The sequence below is a fragment of the Micromonospora sagamiensis genome (genome assembly GCF_014680085.1).
In the GTDB taxonomy this organism is placed as follows: Bacteria; Actinomycetota; Actinomycetes; order Mycobacteriales; family Micromonosporaceae; genus Micromonospora; species Micromonospora inyonensis.
Genome location: NZ_AP023438.1, coordinates 2,775,529 through 2,798,472, shown reverse-complemented (window position 1 = coordinate 2,798,472; position 22,944 = coordinate 2,775,529). Strand labels below are relative to the sequence as shown.

Sequence of the window (22,944 nt, the reverse complement as noted above, 5' to 3'; positions counted from 1 at the left end):
TGCCGCCGACGGACATCGGCGGATCCCGTGCCAGCAGTACGACACCGGTGTCTGACGCGGTCATGACAAACGCGGAACCAGCCCTCGCCGCCAGGCTCACCGTGATCTGACACGTACTCCGGGCACAGCCCCCCGAACGGCCTGTGAGGTTCGCCCGTGCACCGCCCCTGAGCTGCCCTGTCAGTTCGGCGGTCGGCAGTGACGGCCGGGTAGGGCAAGCGCTATCGCGCTCATCCAAGGACCGCAGCAGTCGATCCCAAGGCCCGACCGAGTGCCAGGCCAGGCACCTCCACCTCGCTGACAGAATCCGCCTGCCCGCTGGCTCGCGTCCGGCCAGGGATGTCAACACCAATCGATGACATGGACAGGCCGGCATCAGTCATGCCACCGCTGGACGTCAAAGCCGGGCGCTCGCCGGACATGTCGATGTCAGTGGCGAGAGTGGATGTCAGGGCTGCTGCCCGCGTGTCCATGTCAGCGATCTCCGTAGATGTTCGGCGCGAGTGTCCGAGTGGCGACCACTGATGTCACAAGAGCGAGAGCCGCCTGCCGGGCGGGCGCAGCCATCGCGGCGCGGGGCCGTCCGCCGGAGCCGTGACAGATGCGGAGAGTGTCTGACAGGCGTGACTGACCCTCGATGCCGGCCAAGCGGCGCACCGTGCCCCGCCTGACAGAGAGGTGCCGACAGGTGCGGGCCGCGTCCGTCACCGTATGCGAGGCGCACCCACATGGATGAGGTGGCATCGAGCAAATCGGGCGAAACGCGGACTGTCAGACCGGTTCAGGTCGCTGTCAGATCGCCAGGTGTTCGCCACGGCTGACAAACGCCGATTGGTAGACGTCAGCGCATCACGGCGCGGCGCGGAGCCGACACCACATGAACGAGCACTCCACGCCGCAGCCTGCCCACCAGGGCGGCACTCCCCACATCCCTTCAATGGATCTGGTCGCCGGCGAACCGCCGGTACCGATCACCGTCTGGCGCACCGCCCGCAGCGGCGACGACCAGCGCACGACCACCTCCCACCGGCTGGCGTACCGACTCGTCGCCGCGTACAGCCGGCCCGGCGAGGCGGTCGTCGACCTCACCGACACCCACGTCCTGGACGCCGCCTGCCTGCGCGGCGGGCGCCGCCACCACCCGGCCTGGTTCACCGGAGCCTCAGCGCTGTTCGTCGGGCCGCAGACGCCACAGCACCCGAGCGAGCCCGACGACGGCCCGGACTCCGACGGCCCGGACGATGCGCGGGCGTGGTTCGGCGACGACCTCACCGACCCCGACCCGGACTGGGAGGCGGGTGACGAACCGTGCGGTGTCCCGGGCGATGGTGACGACCTGCAGGGGCGGACCAGCCTCGTGGTGGCCACCTGGCCGCTGGACGCCAGCAGCGACGCGGCCAACCGGGCCCGCCTGGCGGGGCTGCTCGCCGCCTGCGGCCGGCTGCTGCGCCCCGGCGGGTGCCTGGTCCTCGTCGTCGGGGTCCCGGCCGGCGCGGTCGCGACCCCGGAGGACTTCACCCCCGTGGTCGACGCCGCCGCAGGTTCCGGACTCGGCTACCTGCAGCACATCGTCGCGGTCGCCGCCGACACCGACGGCGACCGGTTCACCTACCACGCCACCGACGAGGAACTGCTCTCCCTGGCCCGTACCACCAGCGCCGAGCAGTTCGTGCTCCACGTCAAGGTCCACGCCGACCTGCTCGTCTTCACGACCAGGCAGGGCGGTGACCGGCGTGCCTGAACCCTCGACCAACAACACCACCGCAACGCCAGGTCTCAACGAGACGACTGCGGCCTGGCCGCAGGGCCTGTCGGTCTGGGCGACCGCCCAGTCGACCGGCCCGGTCCAGCGCCGCGGCCGGTACGTGCCCCAGTCGGTCAAGCATCCGGCCCGGATGCTGCCGGCGATCGCCGGCCACGCGGTTCGCTCCTACACCCAGCCCGGCGACCTGGTGTTCGACCCGATGTGCGGGATCGGCACCACCATCGTGGAGGCCATCCACGCGGGCCGCGACGCCATCGGCGTGGAGTACGAGTCCCGCTGGTCCGACATCGCCGACCTCAACATCGCCCACGCGCACCGGCACGGCGCGAGCGGACGCGGCTCCGTGATCCGCGGCGACGCCACCCGCCTCACCGCCCTCCTGCCGGCGGCCCTGCAGGGGCAGGTGTCCCTGGTGGTGACCTCACCGCCGTACGGGCCGACCGTTCACGGCCTCGTCCGGCCCGGGGCCGACGGGGTCGCCAAGTTCGACAACCGCTACGGCGAGGACAAGGGCAACCTCGCCTACCGCTCCTCCCTGGCCGGGCTGGTCGACGGGTTCACCGACATCCTGCGCGGCTGCCACGCCCTGCTGCGCCCCGGCGGAGTGGTCGTCGTGACCGCCCGCCCGTGGCGCAAACGGGGCGAGCTGGTTGACCTGCCCTCGGCTGTCCTCGCGGCCGGCACCGCCGCCGGCTTCACACCGCTCGAGCGGTGCGTCGCCCTGCTCGCCGCCGTCCGCGACGGGCAGCTCGTCGCCCGACCGTCGTTCTTCCAACTCCAACAGGTCCGCAAGGCCAGGGCCGGCGGCGTACCGATGCACCTCATCGCGCACGAGGACGTCCTGGTCCTCGGCAAGCCCCAGCCGCCGGAGACGAGAACCGAGGTGGTGACGTGATCGCACCCACACACCGCTATCTCTCCCTCGGCACCGGGGTGGACGCGCCGGCCTACGGGCCGAGAACCTGCCCGCCCGAAGCGCCGGCCGCAGTCGACGCCGAGCACAAGGGGGTGGCGTGAGCGTTGCGCACACCACCGGCCCACGGATCGGATCCCTCTGCACTGGCTACGGGGGACTCGACCTGGCCGTCGAGCTGGTACTCGGCGGCCAGGTTGCCTGGTACGCCGAGACCGACCGGCACGCCACCACCATCCTCGCCCACCACTGGCCCGACATTCGGAACCTCGGTGACATCCGCGCCGCCGACTGGACCCAGGCCGAGCCGGTCGACATCCTCACCGCCGGGTTCCCCTGCCAGGACATCAGCAACGCCGGAAAACGCGCCGGCATCACCGGCGAGCACTCCAGCCTCTGGACACACGTCGCCAGAGCCGTTCGCGACCTTCGACCCCCGCTCGTGTTCGTGGAGAACGTCGCCGCCCTTCTCCGCCGGGGCTTCGACGTCGTCCACGCCGACCTGGCCGCGCTCGGGTACGACACGAGCTGGCTATGCCTACGCGCATCCGACATCGGCGCAGCTCACCGACGCGACCGGCTGTTCCTGCTGGCCACCCCCGCCCAGCGACTGGGAGGGAGTGAGGACGTTGCCAACGCCGTGCGCCCGTGACGGCAAGGGGCCGGGCCACCAGTACGGGCTGCCCGACCTCGTCGAGCCGTCCGGGTCGACCCACAACCTGCTGCCCACCCCCACTGCGGCGACGTACGGCTCCAACAGGTCCCCGTCCGCGAGAGCAGCCCGCCGGCCCAGCCTGGCCGGTGTCACCACACAGCTTCGACCGACTGCGGAGGTGACCGACGGCCGATCCTCGGCCAACACCACCGGCGGACGCACCACGCCCACCGGACATGCGGGGCGGACGCTCACCGACGGGGGTCGACTGCTGCCGACTCCGAGAGCCAGTGACACCGGCACCCCGGGACGGCGAGCCGGCGCCGGATTCCGGCCGCCGCTGTCACAGGTGCTGCTGCCCACCCCACGGGCCACCGACGGAACAAAGGGCTGCCCCGGGCAACGCGGGTCCCACGGGGACCTGACTCTGCCGTCGGCGGCGGTGCGGGTACCGGCCCGGACCCTGCCCACCCCGCGCGCCTCCGACGCACGCGGACCCGGCCAGCACGGCGACGGCGGAGCGGACCTGCGCACCACCATCGCCGGCCTCGGCCAGCCCGACACCAACCGGTGGGGCGTCTACGCCCCCGCCGTGGCCCGCTGGGAACTGCTGCTGGGGCGGCCTGTACCCGAGCCGACCCAACCCGGGCGGCACGGCAAGCCGGTCCTGGCACCGCCGTTTGTGGAATGGCTCATGGGCCTGACCAGCGGCCACGTGACCGACCCGACGCTCGCGCTGCCGCGGACCGCCGCCCTACGGGTCCTCGGTAACGGCGTCGTTCCCCAACAAGCAGCAGCCGCACTGCGGCTGCTGCTGTGCCCCCACCGGTGGGCAGTGCCTGACTAACCGATGCCGCCTCGCTGAGCGCCCACCGAGCACGGGAAGAGCGGGGCCAGATTGCGGGCGGTCGGGCGGCGGACCATCGCCTCTCGACCGCCGCAGCCCCGCTGGTCACGTCCGAGCCGCCCCCCGCGCGGACGACGGCACTGCCGGGATCGGGCGAGGCCGGTGGGAAGCACCCGCCTGAACACCCATCAACAAGCCCATCCATTCCGAGGGCCCGCCACCACCACACACCACGGTGGCGGGCCTTCCCTCCGTTTCCGGAAGGACGACCCGTCATGGACAGCACGGCCAGCACTCCCGCAGAAAGCGCAGCCACGTCTTCGCCTGTCTGGACCGTCGAGCGCATTCGGGCCCTCGGTGCGGTCACCGACATCGCCACCGTCGGCGAGATCTTCGGCATGTCCCGCAGCAGCGCCTACGACCTGGCACGCCGTGACCGGCTGCCGGTGCCGGTGCTGCGGGTCGGATCCCGCTACCGGGTCTCCGTCGCCGCGATCCTCACCGCCCTCGGCGTACCCAGCGAACCCCCGGCCCCGCCGCCCGCGACTTGATCACGTCGCCCACGCGAGCGGTGATCACCACCCAACGGACACCCGACAATCCGATGCTCGCCCGCTGTGGGCATCGGCGAGGAGAAAGACTCGTCATGGCAGACGGATCCATCACCAAACGCTGCAGCTGCCGCAAGGACGGCAAACGCCTCGGCAACCAATGCCCCAAGCTACGCCGCGGCAACGGGTGGAACCCCCACCACGGCGTATGGCGCTACCAGCTCGAACTCCCGCTCGACGACACCAATGGACGGCGGCAGCTACGCCGCAGCGGCTTCGACACCCGAGAGGAGGCCGCCGCCGAACGCGACCACGCCCGCGCGCTGCTCGACCTCGCCGGCCGCGACGAGATCCTGCGTCGGCATATCGCCGACCTGCTGCAGGCGTGCAAGCCCGGCCAGCCGCTGCCCGACCGCGACCACGTCGCACACCGCATCCGCCGCTCCGACGTGCCCGCCGGAACCCGGCTCACCCTCGGCGAGTACCTCGCCGAATGGATCACCAACCGCACCAAGCTGGCACCCGCGACCCGGCGCAGCTACCAGGACCACATCACCAAGTACTGGACACCCCATCTGGGCCAGGTGCCCTTGCAGGAACTCACCGCCGCGCACATCGAGTCGGTCTTCACCACGATCGAGGCCCACAACGCCGAGATCCTCGCGGCCAAGACCAGCCCGGTGCCGAAGGTCCGCGCCGCGGTCAAGGGCATCCGCACGGTCGGCGACGCCAGCCAGCAGCGAATCCTCGCGACCCTGCGCAAGGCCCTCAACGACGCCCGCCGCCTCTACCACCACCGGTTGGTCGACCACAATCCGGCCGAGTCGGTCGAGCTGAAGTCCGGCAAACCGCCCAGGCCCCGGCTTTGGACGGACGCGGCGGTCAACCGGTGGCGCCACACCCGACAGCGACCCAGCCCCGTCATGGTCTGGACACCCGCCCAGGTCGGAGAGTTCCTGGACTTCGCCGAAACCGAGGACCCCGAGCTGTACGCCCTGTTCGATCTGGCCATCCACCGGGGCCCACGACGAGGCGAACTGTGCGGCCTGCACGACTACGACGTCGACCTGGCAGCGGCCGCTGTCACCATCACCAGCCAACGCACCAGCGTCGGCTACCAGGTCATCGAGAAGCCGGTGAAGTCGGCGGCCGGAGACCGGGTGGTCGACCTCAGCAGCGAAACCGTCACCAATCTGCGGAGATACTTGACCCGGCGTGCGGCGTGGAGGATCGCCGCGGGCGACGCCTGGACCGACAGCGATATCTTCTTCGTCCGGCGGGCGGACGGCCAGCCCTGGCACCCGGAAACGGTCGCCGCCCGCTTCGACCGGCTCGTCGGACGCAGCGGCCTACCCCCCATCCGGTTCCACGACATGCGGCACGTCGCCGCGACCCTGATGCTCGCGGCCGGTGCCAGCATCAAGGAAATCCAGGACACCCTCGGCCACTCCTCCTACAAGATGACCGCCGACGTCTACACCTCCGTGCTGCAGGACATGAAGAAGACAACCGCCGAGGCCACGACCAAGATCATCCCTCGCCGGAACCGCCCGAAGGCGGCCTAGCGCCCCGTCGACGATGCCGTCGCGGGCCGGTGTCCAACTGATGCAGGACACCAGCCCGCGATGGCACCCAGTGGCCGTGACGGAGGAAATGGGCCCAAACGAGACGGCTATGACTGGCCCCACCAAGGGCTGGCTGTCGCTGCTCTCGGCTACGGAACGTGAGCCTGCGCTGGTGCGTACCGAGCGGCGATGGTGCCGCCCCGCGCGTTGTCTGCGGCAATAGCGGATGGGCGTTGTGCCCGCCTCACCCGGGTGACAGACGGTGGCCGAGACCATGGAAGCTCGCTTCATGGATTCGTTGCTCGCTGACCTCAACCACCCGGCGATCGAGGCGTTCCTCGACGCCGTGGACGAGGTCATGAACAGCAATACGCTTATGCTCAAGGTCCGCGCCGACGTCCCGGTACAACCGGGCAACCGGGCAGCGATCCTGTCCGACTTCCTTCGCGCCCCTTTGTTCCACGAGATGATGCTCACCGCGGACCGGGCGCGCGGCTGGTGGATGTTCCACGAAATGCCGTATGAGCCGACCGCAGCGGCGCCGATCCCGGCTGCGGGCGCCCCGGGGTCGCTGGTCCGCGACGGGTTCCGACTGACCCTCAGCCCACTCGACGGCATCGGCATGGCCGCCCGCCTGCGATGGATGCTCACCAGCGCCTGCAGCCCCTACCGCCGCCACCTCGACGAGAACCGCGCGCGAGACCTGGCCGGGGAGTTCCTCCGGCACGTGTTCGACTCCGGAGGCGGCCTCTGTCCCGTCGAGCCGGACCGGCGGTCGGGGACCGAAACACCGTGGGAGTTCTGCACCGTACGGCCGAACTTCCTGCGGGGCATGGACGAGCACGCCGACGAGCCGTACCAGCCCGCGTACTTCGAAGGCTGCGAGTCGGCCGACACCGCAACGTTCTTCCACCAAGGCGAGGTCTTCTACCTCCTGCTCACCAACGGCGCCCCATAGAGCCAACAGAGTTCGAATGGGCATACACATCTATGATCGTCGATTTTTGAACTTCCTGTCATCGGGAGATCCGCTCACTGTCGTGCGGCAGCACCGGTAGCCTTGGCCCTTACGCACCGTTACTTGGCTCTCGGTGAGATCGGCCCGTGTTGGGGCCAGTTATGGCCGTCCCGGTGGAGCCCGTTCCGTCCGTCATAGCCACACCCGGACTCAGTGATGGCGGGCGGACCTGGCTACCCGCTCGCCCCGGACGTACATGTCGCTGCTCTCATCGACCGGCATGCCGTGCTGGCCGGACCGGGCGTCATCCGGACGGCGTTCGCGGTGTGTGCGACGGGCATAGACGGCGCCAGGAAAAGAGTCCCCTGCTGGGGGATTCGGCCGTGGGCTGGGTGGCGCGATGACGGTGGTGCCGTGGTCGTGCGGGAGCCCGGACGGCTGTCCGGGGAGGGCCATCGCAGCAGGTTTACGGGCGGTGGTGGAGGCGAACTGGTAGCCGCGCACGAGGACGGCGGGGTCGGTCATGAGTACGGCGAAGTGGTCCAGGTCGGTGTGAGTGAGACCTTCGTGGAGAAGTTTGTGGTGCAGCTGGCGGGCGTTGTCGGCGAGGAGGCGGCAGCCGGGACTGCCGCCGGTCCAGGTCTCGGCGGTCCACCGGGTGCGTACCTGCTCCAGTCCGTTGGTGGTGAGGATGGCAGGGGTCTTGTCGCCCCAATGCAGGTCAACGCCGTTCGCGGACAGGACGTCGAGGATGCCGTGGACGACGTGGACGATGAGGTCGCTGTCGGCGGTGCGGGGAGCGTGGGCGATGACGGGGGCGTAGACGATCTCGCCGAGGATGAGCCAACCGCCGGGTCGCAGCGTGGTGATCATCTCTTGGAGCAGAGCGCGCCGGTTGGGTAGGTGCTCGAGAAGGCACCGAGCTACGGCCACGTCGACGCTGCCAGCGTCGACCGGGAGGGGCTGGGTGCGCAGGTCTCGCTGGTAGACGTCGAGGATGCCGCTGGGGTTGAGAAGGCTGGTGTCGATGTCGATGGCGGTGACCTTGCCGGCGGGACCGACGAGGTCACACAGAGACGCCGCGATGGATCCGGCACCGGCACCGACGTCCAGGGCGTGCTGTCCGGCGGTGATGCCGATGCGGCGGAGCTCTTCGCGGGTGATGGGGTCGAGGATGTCCTGCAGGGGGTGCAACTGGGTGATGTGGTTGCGGAACTGGTACCGCGATGCTCTGGTGGTCATCGGTGTGCTCCTCGACGTGGCAGGACTGGTCGGACAGCGTGAGCCAGTGCTGGCGGGGCAAGGTGTTCGCACACCTTGGTGGCGGGGCCGTCGGTGACGGGATAGCCGTGGTGCACGGTGGCCTGCCCGCATGATCCCGAGCCCAACACCACGGCGCCGGCTACGTGGATGCCAAGCCCGGGCGGCGGCGGACACCAGGAGCGAGGGCGGGTCACCGGCTGCTCCCTAGCGGAGAGGAATCCTGTCGCGGGGGCCGTGGCTCGGCAGTGGTGGTGGGGGTGTTGAAGGCCAGGGTGGCGGTGACGAGTCGGTGGTCGGAGGGGTAGGGGCGCTGTGCCGGCACGTGGACGCGGTAGCTGCCGGGGTCGACGTGGGTTCGCATGGCGGTGTTGGCGAGGAGCCAGTCGATGAGCAGGCTTCCGCCGGCGTTGATGCCGTCGTTGACGGTGGGTAGCAGGGCTGTGTGGGGGTTGGCGGCCCAGGCGAGCTCGGCGACGGCGTGGAAGCCGCATCCGTCGTCGCGGCGGTGGGTGTCGGGGTTCCAGCGGCCGATGAGGTGGTCGACGGCGTCGGTGTCGGCGGTCCAGGTGCCGTCGGGGTGTTGGCGGGCTTTCTGGGCGCGGGCGCGGTAGCCGGCGGCTGCCCAGTCGCGTTGGGGCAGGTGGGGTCCGGACGCGGTGGAGTTGAGGTCGCCTCCGACGATGACGGGCATGTCGGTGGTGCCGTAGCGGTCGAGTAGGGCGGCTTGTTGGCGGCGGCGGATGCCGCAGTGGGGGTCCCAGTGGGCGACGGCGGCGGCGAAGACGGTGCGGCTGTCGGGGTCGGCGGGGGTGCCGGTGTCGCGGATGGCGAAGACGGCGATGTTGCGTTTGTCGGTGAAGGCGTGGGGGTCGTCGGGGGTGTGCCAGGAGCGCAGGGTCAGCAGGGTCGGGTCGTAGAGGATGGCTGGGTGGGGTCGATCGTGACGCCGAGCCAGCCTTGGCGGGCGATGTGCCGGGACAGGTCGTGCGCCACGGCCCGGGACTCCTCCAACTCTGCGATGTGGGGTCGGACCTCGGCCTCGGCGAACGCGCGGACCGTGTCCCGCAGGCGTGTATGGCGGGGGGTGAGGTGGTAGCCGTCGGCCATCTGCCGATCTCCTCATGAGTCGTCCACGGTGCGTTCTGATGGCTGCGGGTCACGCCATCGGTCGGAACCGTGGTGGGGGTGCTGTCACCAGCAGTGCCTGGAAGGTGAGTTGCCGTCCTGGGCAGCGGGACGACCTGGTCGGGTCCCGTGCTGGATGGAGTGGAATCGGTGGCGCGGTCGGAGGTTGCCGGACGTGCCCCGGTTGTCACCTGGGGCGGTGTTCCCGCTGGTCGATGAGCGCTGACAGTTCGGCCGCCAGGGCCTTGATGGTGGTGAGCCCTTTCTGGCCCCAGGCGCGGGGCTCGGGGCCGACGACGCAGATCGTTCCGAGGGCGGTGCCGGTGTGGTCGATCAGCGGGGCGCCCATGTAGGTGCGGATGCCGAGTTGGTCAACGACGGCGTTGCCGGCGAACCGCGGCCAGGCGCAGACGTCTTCGAGGACCAGGGCGCGGCGGCGGGCGACGACGTGTGGGCAGAAGCCCTGGTCTCGTGACATGCGGCGGCCGGGTTCGAGTGGGGTGACCGGTGCGGACACCCCCGGCTGCGTGGTTCGGGCGGTGTAGAGGCCGGCGAAGAACTGGCCGTGCTCGTCGAGGAAGTTCACCATCGCCCAGGGCATGTCGGTGGTCTGGGCCAGCTTGCGGGCGAAGTCGTCGAACGCAGGCTCCGGCCGTCCGAGTCGGAGGGCCTGCAGGCGGTGTAGCCGCTGCGGTGCCTGTACGTCGGGCGGGGTCAGGAGTCGGGGTTCGTAGCTGTCGTTGATCATGCTGCGTTACCTGCCTCTATCGAGTTGACGCTGGCGAGTACGGAAGGGGGCGCGGTGAGCAGGTACTGCACGAGCGTCACCAGGACGGCGGTAGCGGATCGTTGGTGGCGGGCGTCGCACGTCACGACCGGCACCTCGGGCCGCAGGCTCAGGGCAGCGCGTATTTCCTCGGGGTCGTATCGGTAGGTGCCGTCGAACTCGTTGACGGCGACCAGGAATCGGATGTGGCGGGATTCGAAGAAGTCGACGGCGGCGAAGCAGGCCGGCAGGCGGCGGGTGTCGACCAGCACTACCGCGCCGAGTGCGCCGTGGCACAGTTCGTCCCACAGAAACCAGAACCGCTCTTGTCCTGGTGTGCCGAACAGGTACAGCACGTTCTCGGCGTCGATGGTGATGCGGCCGAAGTCCAGCGCCACGGTGGTGGTCGTCTTGGCTTGCACCCCGGTGAGGTCGTCGGTGCCGACGCTGGCCGCGGTGAGCAGTTCCTCGGTGCGCAGCGGTGGGATCTCGCTCGTCGCCGTGACAAAGGTGGTTTTCCCGACTCCGAACCCGCCGGCGATCAGCACCTTGAGCGCGTTCGGTGTGCGGTCAGAGTCGTTGTTGTAGGCCGACAAGGAGCCTCTCCAGGATCGAGCGGTCGGTCGGGTCGGCGACCGGGCTGGGTGGGCGGGTGCGTACCGCGCCGACCGCCACCAGGTCCGACAGCACGACCTTCGTGACTACGGCCGGGAGCCTCATCCGGGCGGCCACCTCGGCGACGGTGGTCGCCTCGCCGCACAGGCCCAGCGCCACGTCGTGGTCCGGTTCCAACCGGCCCTGCGGGCGTACGCCGGTGGCGACGACCCACGACAGCAGGTCCATCGCTGTCGTGGGCCGGGTCCGCCCGGCGCTGACCGTGTAAGGGCGTACCAGTCGTCCGGCCGCCTCGTCGACCCACGTCTCCTGATGCGCGCCGCCGAATCTCATCGCACGGCAGGGAACAGAGCAGCAGCGCCGCGGGCGGGTGTCGCCAGATAGGGCCGGACGCTCTTGACCATCTGTGACATCTCGTAGCCGAGGACGCTGACGTCAGCCTGGCGGCCCGCCAGTACCGCCAGCACCGCACCCTCGCCCGCGGCGGTGACGAACAGCAGCGTGTCGTCGAGCTCGGCGACCACCTGCCGCACGCCGGAGCCTCCATCGAACATCTCGCCGGCGCTGCGGGTCAGGGAGAACAGCCCGGAGGAGATCGCCGCCAGGTGGTCCGCGCCGTCGTCGGCCAGTCCGTGGGCGGCCCGAGGCAGGCCGTCGGAGGACAGCAGCAGCGCGCTATGGGTGTGCGGCACCCGCTCCACTAGGGCGGACAGCAGCCAGGCCAGTTCCTGGCCGGGCGTCGTGGTCATCACAGGACAACTCCTTCTCAACATCAGCGGTCAGTGGTCAAAGGGCAGGAGGTGCTGTGGGCGGGCCGCCGCTTCCGGAGTTGACGCCGCGCAGGAAATTGGCCATCAAAGTCGGGTCGTGGCCGCCGGTCGGCTGGTTCCCGGACGCTGGGCGGGGCTGCCGTAACGGGGCCGCCATGTGCGCCTGCCGTGTCCGGCGCGGCAGCACGGGACGCACGCCGTCGCCGTCCCCTTGGCCCCGGTGGGCGCTGTTGCGGGGCGCTGGAGCCTCGGGCGGCGCAGCCCGCGTCAGCTCCGCCAGGGGCGCAGTTGGGCGGTGACGAGGGTCGGCCGGCCGGGGCGCAACACCGATCAGCGGCGATGGCACGGGCGGCGCGCCGCGTGGCGGCGTTCGGGCCGCGTCAACGGCCGGCGGTTCCTGGGCCGGTTGGTCTCCGAGCAGCGTCGTCGGCAGGATCACCACCGCCTGCACACCGCCGTAGACGTTGCTCTGCAGTTTGACCGTGATGTCGTGCCGGCGGGCCAGTGCCGAGATCACCCACGCCCCGATACGGCCATCGCGCAGCAGGTTCCCGACATCCACGCGGCCCGGGTCCGCCAGCAGAGCGTTCAGTCGGTCCTGCTCCGGGTGCGGCATGCCCAGGCCGCGGTCGTCTACCTCGACTGCCACGCCGGCCGCGACCCGTCGGGCCCGCACCGTCACCTCCGTGTGCGGAGGTGCGAACGCGGTCGCGTTCTCGATCAGCTCGGCCAGCAGGTGCACCACGTCGGCTCCGGCGTGGCCGCGCACTGTTCCCTCGACCGGTGGCACCACCCGAACCCGCGGGTACTGCTCGACCTCGGCGATGGCCGAGCGCAGGACCTCGACCAGCGGCAGTGGTCTGCTCCACTGCCGCCGTGGCACGGCCCCTCCCACCACTGCGAGGTTTTCGGCGTAGCGGCGCATGCGGGTCGCGAGGTGGTCCACCTGGAACAGGCCCTTGAGTAGGTCGGGGTCTTCGACCTGCGCCTCCAGGACATCCAGCAGCTGGATCTCCCGGTGCACCAGTCCCTGCAGCCGGCGCGCGAGGCCGACATACACCGCCTGCTGCCCCACCACTGGCTGAACGGGCTCAGGTCGGGCGGCCACCGCGGCCCGGGCAACGGACCGGGCGAGTTCACGACCGCACACCGCAGCACCGGCGATAACCGCGGCGCAGGACACGACCGCGCACATCACTATCAGCCCGGCCTTCGCCGGAACGGGCCCCGGTGACACCGCCATCGCCCACATCGCCGCACCCAGGCCGATCATCGCCACCACAGCGGCCGGCGCTACACACACCCACAGCAAGCGGGCGCGTAGGCCGGTCGCAGGCGGATCTCCGGCCGGCGTGTCGAGTCGGACTCGCACCCTGCCTCCCCAAGTAGTTAGGTGGCGCGAGCAGTAGCTCCCGCCACCGGCTGCGACCCCGGCCGCATCCACAGGTGTCGGCCCTGTCCGGGTCCGGTTGGTCCTGGCGTCGCAGCAATCGCTGCCATTGACAATCAGTTATGCCGGGCGCGGGACGTGTCGAACACCGTCGACACGAAGAACCGACACGCAACCCGCACCACGTGGCTCTTATGGAAGGACCAAAGCGCCTCTCGGCTGGCCACCCTGAGCCTTCGGGGTCGGTCGATGTTGCTGGCCAGCGCAGATCGGGACCGCAGGCAACGCGGGCACGGCCGGGTCCGTCGCGGTGTCGGATTTCGGTGTCGAGGGTGTTCGACACGAGCAGACGCCCCGTTAGCTGGACGAGGAATCCCGCGACCCAGGCCAGGCGATGTCAACGCTGCTGGGAGCGGGCGGGCGCTGGGAGGGGTTATGAGCAAGCGTCTGGTCGTCGAGACACACGCCAGCTCCTGCTATTTCCGCACCTCGGTCGAGGGCGACGAGCGCAAGGCGCTGGTGCAGATCACGGAGCGGTGCAACCTGCACTGCGCCCACTGCTTCGTGTCATCCACCCGAATCGGGGCGGATATGCCGCTGGAGGAGATGGTCGAGACGGTGCTGCCCCGGCTGCAGCGGGCCCGGGTGACACGGTTGACGTTGACTGGCGGGGAGCCGTTCGTGCACCCGCACCTGCTGGAGATCTGCGCGGCGGCTGCGCGGATGGACCTGTCGGTCAAGATCTGCACGAATGCCACCCAGACCAGCGACGCGCAGATCGCCGCTCTCGCCGAGCTGGGCAATGTGCGGGTCAACGTCAGCTTCGACGGGTTCCGGCCCTCGTCGCACGGCCGGTTCCGGGGTGACCGCGACTCGTTCGTCATCACCCGGGAGACAACGCGACGGTTCGCCGACGCTGGTTTGCTGCACGGGATCTTGTCGACGCCCAACGTGCTCACCCGCTCTGAGGAGTTCGCCGAGCTGTGCGCGTTCGCCGCGGACCTGGGCGCGGAGTATGTGCTGATGAACCCGCTGTCGAGCTTCGGGCGGGGCGTGAAGTCCCACGGCCGGCTCGCCGCGCCGGAGCAGACGATGCGGGCGATCGCCGCCGCGACGGCACCCCTGGCCGGCCGTGTCGAGCTGGTGCCGATCCGGTTCCCGAACGACAACCGGCCGTTGTCCGGCTGCGACGCCGGCACCCTAATCTACGTGTTCGCCAACGGCGACACCGCCGTCTGCCCCTACCTGGTCTTCGCCGCCCGGACACCGCAGTCACGGCACACCGACCGTGAGTTCCTGGTCGGCAACATCCTCCACGGCGAGATCGCCGACGCCCTCGACCGCTACCGCTTCCACGGCCGCTACCAGGTCGGGGCCAACCCGACCTGTAGTGCGTGCGCGTTGAGCGACTCCTGCGGCAAGGGCTGCCCTGCGGCCGTGGTCGCCGCCGGCCAGCCCATCGGCGCCCCTGACGCCGAGCAATGCCCACCCGAGACCGTCCGGCGCCCGCTGATCCCGATCCAACCCGTCAGGGCCTGACCAGTCATGCTCATCGTCATCGAGGGACCCAACGGGGTCGGGAAGACAACCGTCGCGGGGCTGCTGGCCGAGCGGCTGCGCCACCGCACCGGCCAGCCGGTCCACCTGACAACCGAACCCACGAGGACCCGCCTCGGGGAACTGCTACGCGAGGCCGAGGCCGTCATTCACGGCCGGGCTCTCGCCCTCGCGATCGCCGCCGACCGCACCATGCACGTCGAGGACGAGATCATCCCCGCCCTCGACGCCGGCACCATCGTGATCAGCGACCGCTACGTGCAGTCCTCCCTGGTCCTGCAACGGGTCGACGCCGTCGACCTCCGCGAGATCTGGACCTACAACCGGTACGTCCTGCAACCCGCCATCTCCATCTACCTCGTCGACGACCCGCAGGTCATCGCCACCCGGCTCGCCGCACGCCGGCGCCTGACCCGGCTCGAGGCCACCAGCACCCCCGCACGCGAACTACGGCTCTACGACCAGGCATTCGACTTCCTCAACCGGCAGTCATGGCACCAGGTGAAGATCGACTGCAGGAACCGGGACCCCGACCAGGTCGTCTCCGCCATCCTCGACACGCTGACCCCCATGCTCGCCCGACGCCCAGCGGCCTGACAGTCTCGCCTCGTGTTATCGATCCTGACCCTGAACATCCAAGCCACCTCCCAGCGGCGCGCCGAACCACTGCTGCGATGGCTCACCGCCCGCCCCGAGCAGATCCTCCTGCTCACCGAAACCAGCGGCGGCGACGGCAGCGCCTACCTACTCGACCAGTTCCGCCGCGCCGGCTGCCACGTACTACACCCGCCCCTGCCCGGCGACCGCGGCGCGGCCATGATCAGCCGCGTACCGGTCACCGACCGCCCGGACATCACCGCCGGACTCAGCATCCCCGGCCGGGCCGTCGCCGCCACCGTCCACACCGACCCACCCGTCACCGTCCTCGGCATCTACGTGCCCTCCAGCGACCGCGCCCCCGCCAAGGTCGAACGAAAGAGGGCGTTCCTCGCCTCCCTCATCGACACCCTCGACCGCCTGACCGCCGACGAGCGGGCGCATCTGGTGCTCGGCGGGGACTACAACGTCATCCCCCGCGACCACCAACCGCCCTACCCCGGAGTGTGGCTGCCATTCGAGTACGCCCTGTTCGACGCCCTCGCCGACGCCGGCCTCACCGACGCCCACCACCACCTCACCCCCGGCACCCCACAGCACAGCTGGTTCGGCCGGGCCGGCAACGGCTACCGCTTCGACTACCTCCACGTCGGCGACGCCCTACGCGACCGGCTCCGGGACGGCGACTACCTGCAGGAACCCCGCGAACAGCGCCTCACCGACCACGCCGCGGTCACCCTGAACCTCGACCTGCCCGTCGGCACCCTCGACGTGCGCCCCCTGCCAGCGGTGGCCGAGCCGGCGACCCTTTTCTAGACCCCGACCATCCCCGCCGCCCGGACCAGCGAGTCATAGGTGTCATTCGTCCGTTGCAGCGGCGCGCCCAGCGCGACGGCGAACCGGTCAAGCTCGGCCTGGACCTGCTCACCGGACTCGCCGCCATCGACGATGCGCTCAATTTCCAGGAACGCGCCGATGCCGTCCACCTGATCGACGCACAACGACATCAACCCCAGCGTCGCGGTGCGGCGGGTCTTACGGATACGCACCGTCGGATAGAAACCCAACTGCTGAATCGCGGCGTGCATCTGCTCCCGATCAGCCACCTCGGTCTCATGCTCAACGCACGACTGCTCGTTGGCCACCGGCGTCTTGACCGTCAGCAGATGCCGCCCCCGCTCAGTCCGCAGCCGCGCGAACGGAACACCGATCTTGGACTGGCCGTAGTCCCAGCCGACCCGCGCGTACGCCTGATCATCCTGAAAGACCGGTGCCGACAGGACGACGCCACGGGCGGCCAGAGCCGCTTCCAGCGCCGCGAGGTCGCCGACCTGGTACTTGACCTCCACCTCGCACGCGACCACTGCGGTCGTCCCTGGCGTCTGGGCGATGTCGATGCTCGTCACGTCGTGGCAGCCTACGGCGCGACCGGCGAACCCGCGTCTCGCCCCGCCCGACCCCCGGCGGCAGTTCACAACTACTACCGCGCGACCGGTCCACCCTTCGACGGTCAACGCTGCACCACCTTGGGCGGGTGAAGCCGGCATAAACGGTCCGGACGCAGCCAGCAAAGCGACCTGCTCTTCCGTCCGGTGCGCTAGCGAACCCTGACCGCCCCGGAGACGGTGATGCGGCACCTCGGCCCCTGGCGGGCGATAGCCAGCGCGAAACCCGTGTCGAGCGCCCCCGACACGGACCTTCGACATGCGCAGCACCACGAATCCCACCGCTCCCGCAGGTCCGGAACGCTACGGGGCATCGGCTCGACGCGGTGGGCAGCGTATGGGCGAGCCTTTGCCGACAAGGTCGATACGAATCGGTGTCGAAAGTCTGTGTCGGAGGTAGTCGACAGGCACGCCCAAGCGGTTACGTGAATGTCGCGGCACGAGTCTCCGCAGCCGCCGGTGACCACGCAGTGCCCGAATCCAACGCTGCTCGCGAGCAACCTCCGGGAGGTATCGATGACTCCGCAGCCAGGACAGGCCGCCACCAACGGCCGACGTGGCAGCCAGCAGCGGGCGCCCGGTCGGGACGCTGGCCTGCCGGTCGGGACCGCCGAGCGTGGCCAGTTCGCCGAGCCGATAGGCGACCAGCGCACGCCAACGTCGTTCAACGCCAGCCGTCTCGTCGCCGCAGGAGCCAACCGGTGAGCACGCCAGTCGCACCAGCAGCAGCGGTGTCGGGGCAGGGCGGGTTGAAGATCGCATTGACGGGCCCGTTCGGGGTCGGAAAGACCACGCTGGTGCAAGCGGTTTCGGATATCGCCCCGTTGAGCACCGAGGTCGCTGTCGCCTCCGACGATGTCTCCCACGCGCCGGGCAAGACCACGACCACCGTGGCGATGGACTTCGGTCGGCTGGAGGTCAACGGCGTCACCCTGTTCGTGTTCGGCACGCCGGGGCAGAGGCGCTTCTGGTTCATGTGGGACGCGATCGTGCGCGGCGCGGTCGGGGCGGTGGTACTCGTCGACGTTCGTCGTCTGCAGGACTCGTTCGCGCACCTGGACTACATCGAGCATGTCCGCTTGCCGTTCGTCGTCGCGGTCAACACGTTCCCCGGTGCCCGCAGTTTCGCCGCGTCCGACATCCGCCAGGCCCTGGCCCTGTCGGGAGAAGTGCCGATCGTCGAGCTCGACGTGCGGAACCGCGACAGTGTCCGACGGCTGTTGATCGCCCTCGTCCAGCACCTGCTGACCCGCCGCCCCGGTGCGGTCCGTGCTGGCGGGTCCGTCTCTCCCTAAGCCACTCGGTCGGCGTCCGTGCGCCTGTTGGCGGGCGTCGTGGCCGTCATTGTCGGCGTACGAGCTTCAGCCCGCCGGGTTAGCGGCCACGCCCACCCGCGTCCGCCGAACAGCCGCCCAGGCCGAGGCTCCCACACCCACCCATCCACGAGGACCACCACGTGCACATTCATCACCACCTGCGCCCCACGCTCTCCGAGGAGGGAGCCCCGCACCACGACCCAGACCGGTTCGCCGACGGCACGACAGACGTAGTCGCGCGCGGGAGGCTGCCGGAGTTGCGTGGCTATCAGCGGGAGGCCGTTGACGCGGTGGTCGTGGCCCTGACCAATGGCGGTCGTGGTCAGGTGCGGGCGGCCTGCGGCAGCGGGAAGTCGATCGTCGGGGTGCACGCCGGGGTGCGGTTGTGTCCGTCCGGGCTGGTGGTGGTGGCGGTCCCGTCGCTGACGCTGTTGGCCCAGACCCTTGACGTGTGGGTCGGGGCGGGTGCGCCGACGCGGGTGTTGGCGGTGTGCAGTGACGGCAGCGTCGCCGATGACGCGGTGCGGGTGGTCGACCTGCCGTGCCCGGTGACCACGAATCCGGGTGCGATCGCCGAGTGGGTGCGGCAGCCGGCCCGGCCTGGGCTGGACCTTGTACTGGTCACCCACCGCTCGGCCGACATGGTAGGCAAGGGACTTGATGCCGCCGGCATCACCGCCGACCTGCTGATCGTGGACGAGGCCCACCACACCGCCGGCTGGGCGGGCAAGCACGGTGCGCTGGTGCACCAGGACGAGCATCTGCCCGCGCGGCGGCGGCTGTACATGTCCGCCACGCCCCGGCTACTACCAACCAGGAAACGCACCGCCGGCGACGGCGGTGGTGACGTGCTGTCAATGGATGAGGCGTCGGTGTTCGGGCCCGTCTGCTACACGTACCCGTTCTCCCGGGCCATCGACGACGGCTGGCTCGACGACTACCGGATCCTCGCTATCGGGGTCACCTCCGCGCAGGCGTTGGAGATGCTGCGGGGTCTGGATCATGCAGCGGTGGTCGATGCGCGTGCCGCGCCGTTGCGGACGGTGGTGGTGCAGACCGCCCTCGCCCGGGCAGCGGCGGAGTTCGGTCTGCGGCGGGTGCTGGTGTTCACGCCCCGGGTGCAGGCCAGCCGGGAGTTCGCCCGCACGTTGCCGACCGCCGTGGCGGCCCTGCCTGAGGAGGAACGCCCGAAGGGTCGACTGACGGTGGGACACGTCGACGGCACCCAGAGCACCGGCCAGCGACACCTGCATCTGCGGAGACTGGCAGACCCGCCCGAGGACGGGTGGACGGTGCTCTCCAACGCACGCTGCCTGGGCGAAGGGGTGGACGTGCCCGCCGTGGACGCGGTGGTGTTCACCGCCCCGAAGGAGTCCCAGGCCGATGTCATCCAGGCTGTCGGGCGGGCGTTGCGCCGCAACCCGGCCGGTTCCGGCATCGCCACCATCCTGTTGCCGGTGCTGCTGCCGGACGACCCCGCCGACACGGCCGCCGACCTGGCCGGGGACATGAACCGGTGGGCCACCCTGCTGCAGACGCTGCGGGCGTTGCGAGCGCACGACAGCGGCCTGGCCGCCGACCTCGACCTGCAACGCAGCCGAGCATCGACCGGGGCCGCGGAGTTGCCGCCGCGGCTGCTGGTCCGCCTGCCCGACGGATACGCCCCCGAGCAGTTGCTGCGGCAGCTGACGGTGCGGGTGCTGGAGGAGACCACCTCCGAATGGATGGTCGGCTACGGCGCCCTGCGCGACTTCCACACCGCGCACGGCCATACCAGGGTCCCGACCGGTCACCTTCGGCACGGCGTCCGCCTGGACCGGTGGGCCGCTCGGCAACGCGCCGACCACAAGGCCGCCCGCCTGGACCACGACCGGGTCGCCTACCTCAACGCGCTCGGCTTCGACTGGGCACCCCGGGAACGGATCTGGCCCCGGGGACTCGCCTGCGCGCAACGCTTCCACGCCGAGCACGGTCACCTACGCGTCCCCCACGGCCACCTCGTGGACGGTGTCGACCTCTACGGCTGGCTGTGGCAGCAACGCACCGCTCACCGCGCCGGCACGCTGCCCGCCGACCGGGTCGCCGCGCTCGACGCAGTCGGCATCGACTGGACCATCCGCCCCGCCCACCACGACGGGTACGCCGCCGCCCAACAGTTCCACGCCGAACACGGCCACCTGAACGTGCCCTACCACCTCATCGTCAACGGCGTCGACCTCTACAACTGGCTATCCACCCGACGCGTCGAGTACCGCAAAGGCCTCCTCAGCGCCGACCGCGTCCGCGCCCTGGAAGCACTCGGCATCCAATGGTCCATCCGCGAGGCCGCCTGGCAACGCAACCTCGCATCAGCCACCGCCTACCACCAGCGTGAGGGGCACCTGCACCCCCACAAAGGCCACCGGGAAGGCGAGGTCGACCTGCCCCGGTGGCTCAGCAACCAGCGCACCGCACGACGCAACGGCACCCTGACCGCCGACCAGATCGCCGCCCTCGACGCCATCGGCATGCAATGGGAAATCCCCCTCGGCTGGGCCGGCGTGCGGCAGGTCATCGCCCGACGCGACCACGCCACCCCCAACCCCGACCGCGAACGAGCTCCCACGCCCCGCCCCGCCGCCAAGGACGGACAGTCATGATCATTCCCGTCGCGTTGTTCAACTTCGAAGCCGGCGGACTCCGCCACGGCCACCGCGACCTACGCCCCCTCGTCGACGCCTTCCACACCGTCGACACCCCGCCCGCGCTGATCCTGCTCTGCGAGGCCAAAACCTGGCACGAACACGGCCAGCACCCCCTGCACCAGGCCGCGGAACTGCTCGCCGACCGGTTCGACCGCCCCTACGTCGGCATGCTCGGCCACGACCCACGCGGCCCCATCCACCCACGGCGGACTCGGACTGGGCCACCTCGCCAAGACCATCATCATCGAGGAACTGTCCCGAGTCTCGGCCGCCGTGGGCGCCATGATCCAGGCATCCCAACTCGGCGCCGCGAAGATCATCCACTTCGGCACCGACGAGCAGAAACAGACCTGGCTGCCCGCCATCGCCGCCGGCGCCTGCCTGCCCACCATCGCCGTCACCGAACCCGGATCCGGAAGCCACGTCCTCGGCATCACCACCACCGCCGTCCGCGACGGCGACGACTACCTCATCAACGGCACGAAGACCTTCGTCGGCAACAGCCACATCGCCGACCTGCACGGCGTCGTCGCACGCACCGGACCCGGCACCCGCGGACTATCCGCCTTCCTCGTCGAAGCCGACCGGCCCGGCGTACACGTTCGGCCGCACCAGCCGAGCATGGGCCTGCACGGTTTCAGCTTCGGCGAAATCGCCTTCGACAACTGCCGCATCCCCGCGACCAACCGGCTCGGCGCCGAAGGCGACGGCCTCGACGTCGCCTACTCCTCCAGCATCCTGTACGGCAGACCCAACCTCGCCGCCGTCGCCCTCGGCATCCACCAAGCGATCCTCGACACCACCATCGCCTACACGACCACCCAGCGCCGCTACGGCAAACCACTGGCCGACCTGCCGACGATCAAGCAACGGCTCGGCACCATGCAATCCCGGCTCATGACCGCCCGACTGGCCGCCTACGACGCCGCACACCTACTCGACCACGGCCAACCCTGCGACGCCGAACTCATCAACGCCAAACTGATCAACGCCGAATACGCGATCGACTCCGCCCGTACCGCGATGGAGATCCACGCCGCACACGGCCTCCACCCAGCGCAGTCACCCATCGAACGCCACTTCCGCGACGCCCTGCACATCTTCGCCCCCGCCGGCACCTCGGACATCCAGCTTCTCCGACTGGCCGAACACGCCCTCGGCAACGCGCAACAACCCTGGTCAATCCAGTTCAAAGCGTCCACCCCCAGCCGACTCGAAACGAACGTGGCGAGGTGAAGCCCACGCTCTGGGGCAGGAACGAGCAAAGCGGGTTCAGCATGCTGACCTCCAGCACCATCTCCAGCGAACAGCCCGCAGACACGTTGCCGTTACTGGCGGAGTACCTGCACACCCGGCTCGGCGCGCCACCGCTACGACCACCCGTCGCCGTCAGCTTCGACGTCGATGACACACTCATCGACACCAACACCAGCCTGGCTCACGGCGTGAGGGCGGGCAGCCAACTCGCGGCCACCCTCACCGCCCGCATCGACCCAGTCGAACTGATCGACGCCTACCACGCGGCATTCGGAATCCAGTGGGAGCATCCAGCCGCGACAGGTGCCCACAGCCTGCATGAACTGCGTCGAAGCGTCTGGCATACGGCTCTGCGGAGCGTAGGTGTCACGCTCGGCAACAGCGACCTGGACCGGCTGGTACACACCTGCGCCGCCGCCCAACTCGCCATGATCGAGCCGAACCCCGAACTACGCAGTCTCCTGCGGGCGCTGACCGACCTGATGCCAGCAGCGGTTTGCAGCAACGGGCCGCGCGCCTCGATTCAGCAGAAGCTGAACAAGGCGGCCCTTACCGAATTCGTCACGGCCATCATCTGTGGTCCGGACAGCGGACTCGCGAAGCCCGACCCCGGTCCCTTCCGCGCCTGCAGCCGAGCACTGAACGTCAACCCCACACGGTGTCTCCATATCGGCGACAGCTGGCAGGCCGACGTCCGGGGCGCCCAGGCAGCCGGCCTGGTCCCGATCTGGATCTCCCGGCAGCCGGCGCCCACCCCGCCGCAACCGTTGGCCGTGCCCCGGTATCCCACCGTCACCCACGCCATCCGCGACCTCCTGCAGCTTATGTCTCCGGCGACGACACCGAGAACCACGGCCAGCTGACCGCCCAGCCCGACAGCAGAGGTCGATCGCTCCTTCGTCACG

General features: G+C 70.0%; 26 protein-coding genes and 1 pseudogene. 17 read left to right on the top strand and 10 right to left on the bottom strand.

Annotated features, from left to right (window positions below; translation table 11 throughout):
* The first annotated feature begins 877 nt into the window (after positions 1–877).
* From IGA62_RS12040 to IGA62_RS12010, 8 genes are all read left to right on the top strand, one after another.
* On the top strand, positions 878–1,741 hold the full coding sequence (locus IGA62_RS12040; protein WP_145821588.1) for a hypothetical protein: 864 nt from the start codon (positions 878–880) through the stop codon (positions 1,739–1,741).
* Positions 1,725–2,660 (top strand): TRM11 family SAM-dependent methyltransferase, encoded by a 936-nt coding sequence (locus IGA62_RS12035; RefSeq protein ID WP_145821589.1) that lies wholly within the window; start codon positions 1,725–1,727, stop codon positions 2,658–2,660. Before IGA62_RS12040 ends, IGA62_RS12035 begins: the two co-directional genes overlap by 17 nt.
* Positions 2,657–2,782, top strand: coding sequence for a hypothetical protein (locus IGA62_RS30565; RefSeq protein WP_269780481.1), 126 nt, complete (start codon positions 2,657–2,659; stop codon positions 2,780–2,782). The genes IGA62_RS12035 and IGA62_RS30565 overlap by 4 nt, the downstream gene beginning before the upstream one ends.
* A complete protein-coding gene (locus IGA62_RS12030) occupies positions 2,779–3,330 on the top strand; it encodes a DNA cytosine methyltransferase (RefSeq protein ID WP_145821590.1) in 552 nt (183 codons plus the stop codon). The genes IGA62_RS30565 and IGA62_RS12030 overlap by 4 nt, the downstream gene beginning before the upstream one ends.
* Positions 3,299–4,180: a hypothetical protein gene (locus IGA62_RS12025; protein ID WP_145821591.1), complete on the top strand. Its 882-nt coding sequence runs from the start codon at positions 3,299–3,301 to the stop codon at positions 4,178–4,180. The genes IGA62_RS12030 and IGA62_RS12025 overlap by 32 nt, the downstream gene beginning before the upstream one ends.
* A 275-nt stretch (positions 4,181–4,455) precedes the next feature.
* The gene (locus IGA62_RS12020) at positions 4,456–4,731 is read left to right on the top strand and encodes a MerR family transcriptional regulator (protein WP_145821592.1); all 276 of its coding nucleotides are present in this window, start codon (positions 4,456–4,458) and stop codon (positions 4,729–4,731) included.
* Between the two features lie 95 nt (positions 4,732–4,826).
* Positions 4,827–6,296, top strand: coding sequence for a tyrosine-type recombinase/integrase (locus IGA62_RS12015; RefSeq protein ID WP_145821593.1), 1,470 nt, complete (start codon positions 4,827–4,829; stop codon positions 6,294–6,296).
* Between the two features lie 262 nt (positions 6,297–6,558).
* Positions 6,559–7,254 carry a hypothetical protein gene (locus tag IGA62_RS12010; RefSeq protein ID WP_145821594.1) on the top strand — a complete coding sequence of 232 codons (696 nt, stop codon included), beginning with the start codon at positions 6,559–6,561 and terminating at the stop codon, positions 7,252–7,254.
* 210 nt (positions 7,255–7,464) lie between these two features.
* Here the strand turns inward: IGA62_RS12010 and IGA62_RS12005 are convergent, their stop codons facing one another.
* The 8 genes from IGA62_RS12005 to IGA62_RS11970 form a co-directional block, all read right to left on the bottom strand.
* Positions 7,465–8,448 (bottom strand): methyltransferase domain-containing protein, encoded by a 984-nt coding sequence (locus IGA62_RS12005; protein WP_186500105.1) that lies wholly within the window; start codon positions 8,446–8,448, stop codon positions 7,465–7,467.
* A 259-nt stretch (positions 8,449–8,707) separates the two neighbouring features.
* Positions 8,708–9,208 (bottom strand): hypothetical protein, encoded by a 501-nt coding sequence (locus IGA62_RS12000; protein ID WP_145821596.1) that lies wholly within the window; start codon positions 9,206–9,208, stop codon positions 8,708–8,710.
* A 206-nt stretch (positions 9,209–9,414) separates the two neighbouring features.
* Positions 9,415–9,624, bottom strand: a complete 210-nt coding sequence (locus IGA62_RS11995; protein WP_232624975.1) for an acyl-CoA dehydrogenase family protein — start codon at positions 9,622–9,624, stop codon at positions 9,415–9,417.
* A 205-nt stretch (positions 9,625–9,829) separates the two neighbouring features.
* Positions 9,830–10,390 carry a GAF domain-containing protein gene (locus tag IGA62_RS11990; protein ID WP_145821597.1) on the bottom strand — a complete coding sequence of 187 codons (561 nt, stop codon included), beginning with the start codon at positions 10,388–10,390 and terminating at the stop codon, positions 9,830–9,832.
* Positions 10,387–11,004, bottom strand: a complete 618-nt coding sequence (locus IGA62_RS11985; RefSeq protein WP_145821598.1) for a GTP-binding protein — start codon at positions 11,002–11,004, stop codon at positions 10,387–10,389. Before IGA62_RS11985 ends, IGA62_RS11990 begins: the two co-directional genes overlap by 4 nt.
* Entirely contained in the window at positions 10,979–11,356 is a 378-nt protein-coding gene (locus IGA62_RS11980; protein ID WP_145821599.1) for a DUF742 domain-containing protein, read from the bottom strand. Before IGA62_RS11980 ends, IGA62_RS11985 begins: the two co-directional genes overlap by 26 nt.
* Positions 11,353–11,772, bottom strand: a complete 420-nt coding sequence (locus tag IGA62_RS11975) for a roadblock/LC7 domain-containing protein (protein ID WP_145821600.1) — start codon at positions 11,770–11,772, stop codon at positions 11,353–11,355. Before IGA62_RS11975 ends, IGA62_RS11980 begins: the two co-directional genes overlap by 4 nt.
* A gap of 37 nt (positions 11,773–11,809) precedes the next feature.
* Positions 11,810–13,066: a sensor histidine kinase gene (locus tag IGA62_RS11970; protein WP_232625067.1), complete on the bottom strand. Its 1,257-nt coding sequence runs from the start codon at positions 13,064–13,066 to the stop codon at positions 11,810–11,812.
* A 552-nt stretch (positions 13,067–13,618) separates the two neighbouring features.
* On the opposite strand from IGA62_RS11970, the gene IGA62_RS30025 reads away from it, so the two are divergent.
* Genes IGA62_RS30025 through IGA62_RS11955 form a run of 3 tightly spaced genes read left to right on the top strand, consistent with a single transcriptional unit; the run spans position 13,619 to position 16,153 of the window.
* Positions 13,619–14,722 (top strand): radical SAM protein, encoded by a 1,104-nt coding sequence (locus IGA62_RS30025; RefSeq protein ID WP_145821601.1) that lies wholly within the window; start codon positions 13,619–13,621, stop codon positions 14,720–14,722.
* A 6-nt stretch (positions 14,723–14,728) separates the two neighbouring features.
* The gene (gene tmk / locus IGA62_RS11960; RefSeq protein ID WP_145821602.1) at positions 14,729–15,337 is read left to right on the top strand and encodes a dTMP kinase; all 609 of its coding nucleotides are present in this window, start codon (positions 14,729–14,731) and stop codon (positions 15,335–15,337) included.
* A 12-nt stretch (positions 15,338–15,349) separates the two neighbouring features.
* Positions 15,350–16,153 (top strand): exodeoxyribonuclease III, encoded by an 804-nt coding sequence (locus IGA62_RS11955; RefSeq protein WP_145821603.1) that lies wholly within the window; start codon positions 15,350–15,352, stop codon positions 16,151–16,153.
* On the opposite strand, the gene cyaB is transcribed toward IGA62_RS11955, so the two are convergent.
* The gene (gene cyaB, locus IGA62_RS11950) at positions 16,150–16,743 is read right to left on the bottom strand and encodes a class IV adenylate cyclase (protein ID WP_232624974.1); all 594 of its coding nucleotides are present in this window, start codon (positions 16,741–16,743) and stop codon (positions 16,150–16,152) included. The two genes, IGA62_RS11955 and cyaB, sit on opposite strands and share 4 nt — an antisense overlap.
* 555 nt (positions 16,744–17,298) lie before the next feature.
* Here cyaB and IGA62_RS11945 point away from each other — a divergent pair.
* The 3 genes from IGA62_RS11945 to IGA62_RS11935 all read left to right on the top strand — a co-directional run bounded on the left by IGA62_RS11945 (position 17,299) and on the right by IGA62_RS11935 (position 20,737).
* The gene (locus IGA62_RS11945) at positions 17,299–17,487 is read left to right on the top strand and encodes a hypothetical protein (protein ID WP_145821604.1); all 189 of its coding nucleotides are present in this window, start codon (positions 17,299–17,301) and stop codon (positions 17,485–17,487) included.
* The gene (locus IGA62_RS11940) at positions 17,484–18,077 is read left to right on the top strand and encodes a GTP-binding protein (RefSeq protein ID WP_232624973.1); all 594 of its coding nucleotides are present in this window, start codon (positions 17,484–17,486) and stop codon (positions 18,075–18,077) included. Before IGA62_RS11945 ends, IGA62_RS11940 begins: the two co-directional genes overlap by 4 nt.
* Before the next feature lie 161 nt (positions 18,078–18,238).
* A complete protein-coding gene (locus IGA62_RS11935; protein WP_190289279.1) occupies positions 18,239–20,737 on the top strand; it encodes a DEAD/DEAH box helicase in 2,499 nt (832 codons plus the stop codon).
* Between the two features lie 59 nt (positions 20,738–20,796).
* Here IGA62_RS11935 and IGA62_RS11930 read toward each other — a convergent pair whose 3' ends face one another.
* Positions 20,797–20,961, bottom strand: coding sequence for a hypothetical protein (locus tag IGA62_RS11930; protein ID WP_186500117.1), 165 nt, complete (start codon positions 20,959–20,961; stop codon positions 20,797–20,799).
* A 19-nt stretch (positions 20,962–20,980) separates the two neighbouring features.
* Here IGA62_RS11930 and IGA62_RS30920 point away from each other — a divergent pair.
* From IGA62_RS30920 to IGA62_RS11920, 3 genes and pseudogenes are all read left to right on the top strand, one after another.
* Positions 20,981–21,145 (top strand): annotated as a pseudogene (locus IGA62_RS30920) (acyl-CoA dehydrogenase family protein); the annotation flags it as partial.
* Complete coding sequence (locus tag IGA62_RS11925) at positions 21,137–22,018, top strand: acyl-CoA dehydrogenase family protein (protein WP_408632876.1); 882 nt, start codon at positions 21,137–21,139, stop codon at positions 22,016–22,018. The pseudogene IGA62_RS30920 and the gene IGA62_RS11925, both read left to right, overlap by 9 nt.
* Positions 22,015–22,902, top strand: coding sequence for an HAD family hydrolase (locus tag IGA62_RS11920; RefSeq protein WP_232624972.1), 888 nt, complete (start codon positions 22,015–22,017; stop codon positions 22,900–22,902). The genes IGA62_RS11925 and IGA62_RS11920 overlap by 4 nt, the downstream gene beginning before the upstream one ends.
* The last annotated feature ends 42 nt before the right edge of the window (positions 22,903–22,944 follow it).

What these genes read in the sequence shown, in the direction of transcription:
- IGA62_RS12040 (WP_145821588.1), top strand. Translation starts at nt 878, where the DNA reads ATGAACGAGCACTCCACGCCGCAGCCTGCCCACCAGGGCGGCACTCCC.
- IGA62_RS12020 (WP_145821592.1), top strand. Translation starts at nt 4,456, where the DNA reads ATGGACAGCACGGCCAGCACTCCCGCAGAAAGCGCAGCCACGTCTTCG.
- IGA62_RS12015 (WP_145821593.1), top strand. Translation starts at nt 4,827, where the DNA reads ATGGCAGACGGATCCATCACCAAACGCTGCAGCTGCCGCAAGGACGGC.
- IGA62_RS12000 (WP_145821596.1), bottom strand. Translation starts at nt 9,208, where the DNA reads ATGCCCGTCATCGTCGGAGGCGACCTCAACTCCACCGCGTCCGGACCC.
- IGA62_RS11995 (WP_232624975.1), bottom strand. Translation starts at nt 9,624, where the DNA reads ATGGCCGACGGCTACCACCTCACCCCCCGCCATACACGCCTGCGGGAC.
- IGA62_RS11990 (WP_145821597.1), bottom strand. Translation starts at nt 10,390, where the DNA reads ATGATCAACGACAGCTACGAACCCCGACTCCTGACCCCGCCCGACGTA.
- IGA62_RS11980 (WP_145821599.1), bottom strand. Translation starts at nt 11,356, where the DNA reads ATGAGATTCGGCGGCGCGCATCAGGAGACGTGGGTCGACGAGGCGGCC.
- IGA62_RS11975 (WP_145821600.1), bottom strand. Translation starts at nt 11,772, where the DNA reads ATGACCACGACGCCCGGCCAGGAACTGGCCTGGCTGCTGTCCGCCCTA.
- IGA62_RS11970 (WP_232625067.1), bottom strand. Translation starts at nt 13,066, where the DNA reads ATGATCGGCCTGGGTGCGGCGATGTGGGCGATGGCGGTGTCACCGGGG.
- IGA62_RS30025 (WP_145821601.1), top strand. Translation starts at nt 13,619, where the DNA reads ATGAGCAAGCGTCTGGTCGTCGAGACACACGCCAGCTCCTGCTATTTC.
- tmk (WP_145821602.1), top strand. Translation starts at nt 14,729, where the DNA reads ATGCTCATCGTCATCGAGGGACCCAACGGGGTCGGGAAGACAACCGTC.
- IGA62_RS11945 (WP_145821604.1), top strand. Translation starts at nt 17,299, where the DNA reads ATGACTCCGCAGCCAGGACAGGCCGCCACCAACGGCCGACGTGGCAGC.